Source organism: Salinicola sp., from assembly GCF_982684285.1.
Map to the genome: position 1 here is coordinate 1 of NZ_CEXLVS010000268.1, position 5,297 is coordinate 5,297.

At 63.2% G+C, this 5,297-nt stretch carries 7 protein-coding genes; 4 read left to right on the forward strand and 3 right to left on the reverse strand.

The genetic code is table 11. The annotated features are described in order from the left end of the window. The 3 genes from AC3AYF_RS17805 to AC3AYF_RS17815 form a co-directional block, all read left to right on the forward strand. Positions 1-289, forward strand: a 289-nt coding sequence (locus AC3AYF_RS17805; protein WP_487780114.1) for a bactofilin family protein, incomplete at its 5' end; no start/stop codon positions are given. Between the two features lie 55 nt (positions 290-344). Further along, complete coding sequence (locus AC3AYF_RS17810) at positions 345-716, forward strand: flagellar protein FlaG (RefSeq protein WP_295041063.1); 372 nt, start codon at positions 345-347, stop codon at positions 714-716. Between the two features lie 91 nt (positions 717-807). Further along, positions 808-1,743, forward strand: a complete 936-nt coding sequence (locus AC3AYF_RS17815) for an alpha/beta hydrolase (protein WP_295041061.1) — start codon at positions 808-810, stop codon at positions 1,741-1,743. 54 nt (positions 1,744-1,797) lie between these two features. On the opposite strand, the gene hepT is transcribed toward AC3AYF_RS17815, so the two are convergent. Both hepT and mntA read right to left on the reverse strand, forming a co-directional pair. Beyond that, on the reverse strand, positions 1,798-2,211 hold the full coding sequence (gene hepT / locus AC3AYF_RS17820; RefSeq protein ID WP_295041059.1) for a type VII toxin-antitoxin system HepT family RNase toxin: 414 nt from the start codon (positions 2,209-2,211) through the stop codon (positions 1,798-1,800). Continuing rightward, positions 2,196-2,609 (reverse strand): type VII toxin-antitoxin system MntA family adenylyltransferase antitoxin, encoded by a 414-nt coding sequence (gene mntA / locus AC3AYF_RS17825; RefSeq protein WP_295041057.1) that lies wholly within the window; start codon positions 2,607-2,609, stop codon positions 2,196-2,198. Before mntA ends, hepT begins: the two co-directional genes overlap by 16 nt. A gap of 396 nt (positions 2,610-3,005) precedes the next feature. Between mntA and AC3AYF_RS17830 the strand changes: the two genes are divergently transcribed. Then, a complete protein-coding gene (locus AC3AYF_RS17830) occupies positions 3,006-4,880 on the forward strand; it encodes a SulP family inorganic anion transporter (protein WP_487780115.1) in 1,875 nt (624 codons plus the stop codon). On the opposite strand, the gene AC3AYF_RS17835 is transcribed toward AC3AYF_RS17830, so the two are convergent. Next, a partial coding sequence (locus AC3AYF_RS17835; protein ID WP_295041055.1) for an AGE family epimerase/isomerase occupies positions 4,875-5,297 on the reverse strand: 423 nt, incomplete at its 5' end. The two genes, AC3AYF_RS17830 and AC3AYF_RS17835, sit on opposite strands and share 6 nt — an antisense overlap.

The window sequence follows — 5,297 nt, forward strand, 5'->3', positions numbered from 1 at the left end:
AGCCGACGGTCAACGGGTCGTGGTCGGCACAGGCGCCCGGGTGGCACCGCGACTCGCGGCTCGCGAACTCTATCTGGCGGGAACCGCTTCGGGTCGGCTGGAAGTATTGGATCGTGTCGTCATCGAAATGGGCGCCCGTCTGGACGGTCGGCTTTCCACGGCAAGCCTGCACTGCCACGAGGGTGCATGGCTCCAGGGAACTTTCGATATCGGCGGCAGCCGGGCGGCCCCTGCTCGTCCCGTGCCTCCCTCCCCTGCTTCACCCTGTCCTGTCTCCGAGTCCAGGTAGCGATGACGAAACCTGGACGTCTACTTTCCGTGTCGACTCTTCGAGGAAGATGGTCATGCCTACCCCCATCGATCTGGCTTCGCTCTCTCTCAACCTGGGTGTCGACGGGTCTCCCCGTCAAAGACTGGAAACGTTGCTGAGCCAGGCGGGTCTGGCCCCGCCGGTCGCAATCGCGCCTTCCATGTCCGCACTCGACGGATCGGCGCCGGGAATCGGCTATCTGAGCGATCGGCTTCATTCGCTCAACGGCCTCATGTCGCAATACGGGCTGCATTTCGAATTGAGCGAATTCGATAGCCGAGTCATTACCCAGGTCATCGATCGGACCACGGGAGACATCATCCGCCAGATACCGGCGGAGGAGATGCTACGACTCGCCGAGGCGTTCGCGGAAAACCAGGGGCGGCTGGTCGACGCTTCCGCCTGACTCATCCTTGCGCATCCGTTGGCCACGATTCGCGCAATGGGCAGTGACCTCGTACGCTGAAGTCACCAGACACGATCAGGGATGTGCGTGAATGCCAATCCGCGTCATGAAACCGCTGGGGCGCCTGCTGCCAGCGCTGCTTGCCTGCGTTCTCCTCTCCGGCTGCACCACTTACGTCAACGCTCCCGATGGAGATCTCCCCTCGACATTGCAGCAGCCCCGCGATCTCGACTACCGCGTGGTGGAGAACCGGACCTACACGCCATCGGACTGGCCGCAACCGTTGAAGGCGGATATCTACCTGCCGAAGAGCAGCGGCGAAACGCGACGCCCCGCCGTGATGATGGTTCACGGCGGCGGCTGGGAGGGTCGTTCCCGGGACGACATGACCCCGATCGCCAAGCGGTTCGTGCGCCGGGGTTATGTGGTGGTCAACGTGAGCTATCGGTTCGCGCCGGCGTATCGTTTCCCGGCCCAGTTGCACGATCTGCAGGTCGCTCGACACTGGATCGACGACCATGCCGATGAATGGCGTATCGATCCGCAGCGCATCGCCGGGTTCGGTTATTCCTCCGGCGCGCATCTGGTCAGCCTGCTGGCGCTGGTGGCAGGCACGGATAGCGAGCTGGACGCTCCCTATGGCGGAAGCGATACCGGCTTCGCGGCGGTGGTTTCCGGCGGCACGCCGGCGGACCTGCGGCTGTGGGACAGCGGTCGCCTGCTGATCCAGTTGATGGATGGGACCGAGGCGGAGCTTCCGACGGCCTACGCCGAGGCCTCGCCGGTCTTCCACGCCCACCGCGACGCACCGCCCTTCTTTCTGTTTCACGGCAGTTGGGACGATCTCGTGCCCCCCGAGCAGGCCGAAACCTTCATGCAGGCGCTGGAGGCGAAAGGCAACCACGTGGAACTGCTCTGGATGAATGGCCGCGGCCACATCACGTCCTTCCTGTTTCGCGGCAGCGCCGAGTCCGCAGCGCTGGATTTCCTGGCGCGGGAGATGCCGGCGTCTGACACGGGTCCGTGACGCAAGTGATGGGCGGACAATCAACCTTAAGACAGTTTCAGCGCCACAGGGCGCTCATTCCTTATCCATGAAAACGGCGGCAAAGCGTCGGAACTGGTCGAGATGTCGGTGACAGATGGCAAAGACGATCATCCAATCGACGGTTTCATAGTTATGAACCACGATATTGCGAAAACCCACGGATTTTCTCATGTCATCGGCCAGGTCGCGCGCAATGACTCCTCGCTCCGCCAACACCTCGAAACTTTGCCCCATCGTGATCGGCGAAGTGAGTTCATGGTGCTCAGCGATCCAATGAGAGGCAATATCAACGCAAAGCTGAATCGCTCGTGTCAGATTCAGCGTCAGTATGTCTTGTGCGTCAAGATCTGCCTGCAGAGCGGCAGCGCTGTCCGGGCAGCGCTCTTCGAGACGCACGACGCAGCGCCTTAGAGACTCGAGTTTCTGATTGATCAGGGCTTGATCCATGCTTTTTGCCTGGCTTTGAGAATTCGGCGTTGCAGCGGCACAAAATCCTCGTTATCGATGATGTTGCGATAGATGATCTTGGCCCAAGCGTTGTCGCTACCCAGTAGACGCCGCCCTTTGGTCACGATTTGCGTCAGTAACGGCTGTCCTGCCGTCTTCAAGTCAATGAGGTCGACCGGGCGGTCCAGTGCGAGCGCCAGGGTTTCGATCATGGCGATTTTCTGCTCGGACGTCAGCGGTCTGCCAACATCAACGGCCAGGTCGAGATCGCTATCCGGCCGCCCAGAGCCCTGCGCCAAGGAACCGAACAGCACGAGTTGCTCTATTTCCGCAAAGCCGGAAAGCGCCTGGACAATACGCTGCCCCAGCGCTGCGACGTCTTCAGACTCATTTTTCATGCTGACTCTCGCTGGAGTTCTCCGCTGCCGCTTTGCCGATCCTTCGATTATCCGCCTTTGTACGGGATGCTGCCAGCGACCCCCGTACCCGAGCTTCCCGCGAGTTGGGCAGTGCCCGCACGATCTGGTCAACGCTCGTTGCATGGTCGACTCGTTGGTCGGATCGCCACAAGCCGTGAGCTGCGTTGCGACTTTTCCTTGTGGATCGATGACGATGCATTTTTCGGGCTCCCCATGCTTCGTTGACTTCCACAAGCGTGCGCTCTGAAAGAAAACATTTCCAGAACAGGAATGGAGTCGCTCAGTGACTTGCACGCGACCCGGAGTACGCGCACCATTTACCGCCCTGATTATCCTTTTTGACGATAAGCTTATTACCGGGAGCCTGACGAGACGATGAGCCTTTGGCGCCGATTGACGGGAACCGACACGCGAGAACAGATTCACTTCCGTGCCCGTCTGGCACGCTATTTCCCGATCATCAGTTGGGCGCCCTACTACAACCGCCACCTGCTCAACGAGGATCTGGTGGCCTCCATCATCGTCACCCTGATGGTGATCCCCCAGGCCCTGGCCTACGCCATCCTCGCCGGGCTGCCGGCGATCACCGGCCTCTATGCCAGCATGCTGCCGCTGATTCTCTATTCGATCTTCGGCACCAGCCGCACGCTGGCGGTGGGTCCGATGGCGATCGTCTCGCTGATGACCGCCGCCGCCCTCTCGCCCCTGTTCGTCAGCGGCACCCCAGCCTACAGCCAGGCCGCGACGACGCTCGCCATGCTCTCGGGCCTGATTCTGGCCGTCATGGGCCTGCTGCGGCTGGGATTCTTCGCCAATTTCCTCAGCCATCCGGTGGTTTCCGGTCTGCTCACCGCCTCCGGCGTGCTGATCGCCGCCAGCCAGTTCGCCAGCCTGATCGGTATCGGCGGCTCGGGATTCACGCTGATCGACCAACTGGCGCATTTGCTGACCCATCTCGATGGCGTTCACTGGCCGACACTGATACTGGGCGCCGCCGCGCTGGTCTTTCTGCTGGTGATGAGGCGGGCAGGGCCGGTGCTGCAGAAGATGGGGCTGAGCGCCGGAAAGGCGACCTTCATCGTGCGGCTGGGCCCGGTCATGGCCGTCGCTATCACCACGCTGGTCTCCTGGGCGTTGCAGCTCCCCGCTCATGGCGTGAACGTGGTCGGCGACATTCCCGCACATCTGCCGCCATTGAGCCTGCCGTCGTTCGAGCCGGGCCTGCTGCGCGATTTGCTGCTGCCGGCGTTCCTGATCAGTGTGGTCGGATTCATCGAGTCGGTGTCGCTGGCGCAGATGCTGGCCGCGCGGCGACGCGAGCGTATCTCCCCCGACCAGGAGCTGGTCGGCCTCGGCACCGCCAACCTGGCGGCGGCCTTCACGTCCGGCATGCCGGTGACCGGCAGCCTGTCGCGCACGGTGATCAATTTCGACGCCGGCGCCCGCACGCCGGCCGCCGGGGCATTCGCCGCGTTCGGCGTCGGGCTGGTGATCCTGTTCTTGACCTCGCTGATCGCCTATCTGCCGATCGCCACACTGGCCGCCAGCATCATCGTCTCGGCGATGACGCTGGTCGACCTCCCCGGCCTCAAGCGGACCTGGCACTACTCCCGAAGCGACTTCTCCGCGATGCTGATCACCATCCTGCTGACGTTCGTCGAGGGGGTGGAAGCCGGCGTCATGGCCGGCGTCGGCGTCTCGCTGGCGCTCTATCTCTACCGCACCAGCCGGCCCCACACCGCGGAAGTCGGGCGCCTTCCGGGCACCGAGCACTTTCGCAACATCCAGCGTCACGAAGCGGAAGTCGATGACGAGATCGCCCTGCTGCGCGTGGACGAGAGCCTCTACTTCGCCAACGCGCGCTATCTGGAGGACACCGTCTACGGGCTGCTCGCCGACCGCGAGAACATGAGGCATCTGGTGCTGATCTGTTCGGCGGTCAACCTGATCGACGCCTCGGCCCTGGAGAGCCTGGAGGCGATCAACGCCCGCCTGAAGGATTCGAAGGTCCCCCTGCCCCTGGCCGAGGTGAAAGGGCCGGTGATGGACATGCTCGGCAAGAGCGACTTCCTCGACCACCTGACCGGCGAGGCCTATCTCAGCACCTTCGCGGCCTGGACCGATATTCGCCATCGCCTCGACGACGAGCGTGCGGCGCTGCTGGCGGCGAAGGAGACATCGACCGAAAGCCCGGCCGAGGGGCCCGAGCCGACGCCGGCCGAGACGCCGTCGTCGGGCGGGAAGTCATAGCGATGACACCGCTCCGCGCTCGCCGTGCTGTCGCTGCATGATCGGCAGGATGTCGTAGCAGGCGGAAAGATTGTGGCAGTCGGTCTTGGGCGCCGGGCTCTTCTCCCGCGAGTAGCGTCGGTTGTCCGGGGTCAGGATGCGATACCAGCCACCGTGCTCGTGATCGATCATGTGCTGCCAGCAGTAGTTGGCGATCTTGTCGTACCAGCGCCAGTAGCGCGCCTCCCCGGTCAGGTCACCGAGCATCGCGGCGGCGGCCAGGCTCTCGGCCTGAACCCAGTAGACCTTGTCCCGATTGAGGGGCAGGCGGTTGAAATCCACCCCGCAGATCAAGCCGCCATACCTGTCGTCCCACCCCTTCTCCACTGCCTCGGTGAACAGCCGGCGCGCCGTCGGGAGCAGCCAGGCCTCGGCCGG

Coding starts and splice junctions, on each gene's coding strand:
- mntA (WP_295041057.1), bottom strand. CDS start 2,609: ATGAAAAATGAGTCTGAAGACGTCGCAGCGCTGGGGCAGCGTATTGTC.
- hepT (WP_295041059.1), bottom strand. CDS start 2,211: ATGGATCAAGCCCTGATCAATCAGAAACTCGAGTCTCTAAGGCGCTGC.
- AC3AYF_RS17810 (WP_295041063.1), top strand. CDS start 345: ATGCCTACCCCCATCGATCTGGCTTCGCTCTCTCTCAACCTGGGTGTC.
- AC3AYF_RS17830 (WP_487780115.1), top strand. CDS start 3,006: ATGAGCCTTTGGCGCCGATTGACGGGAACCGACACGCGAGAACAGATT.
- AC3AYF_RS17815 (WP_295041061.1), top strand. CDS start 808: ATGCCAATCCGCGTCATGAAACCGCTGGGGCGCCTGCTGCCAGCGCTG.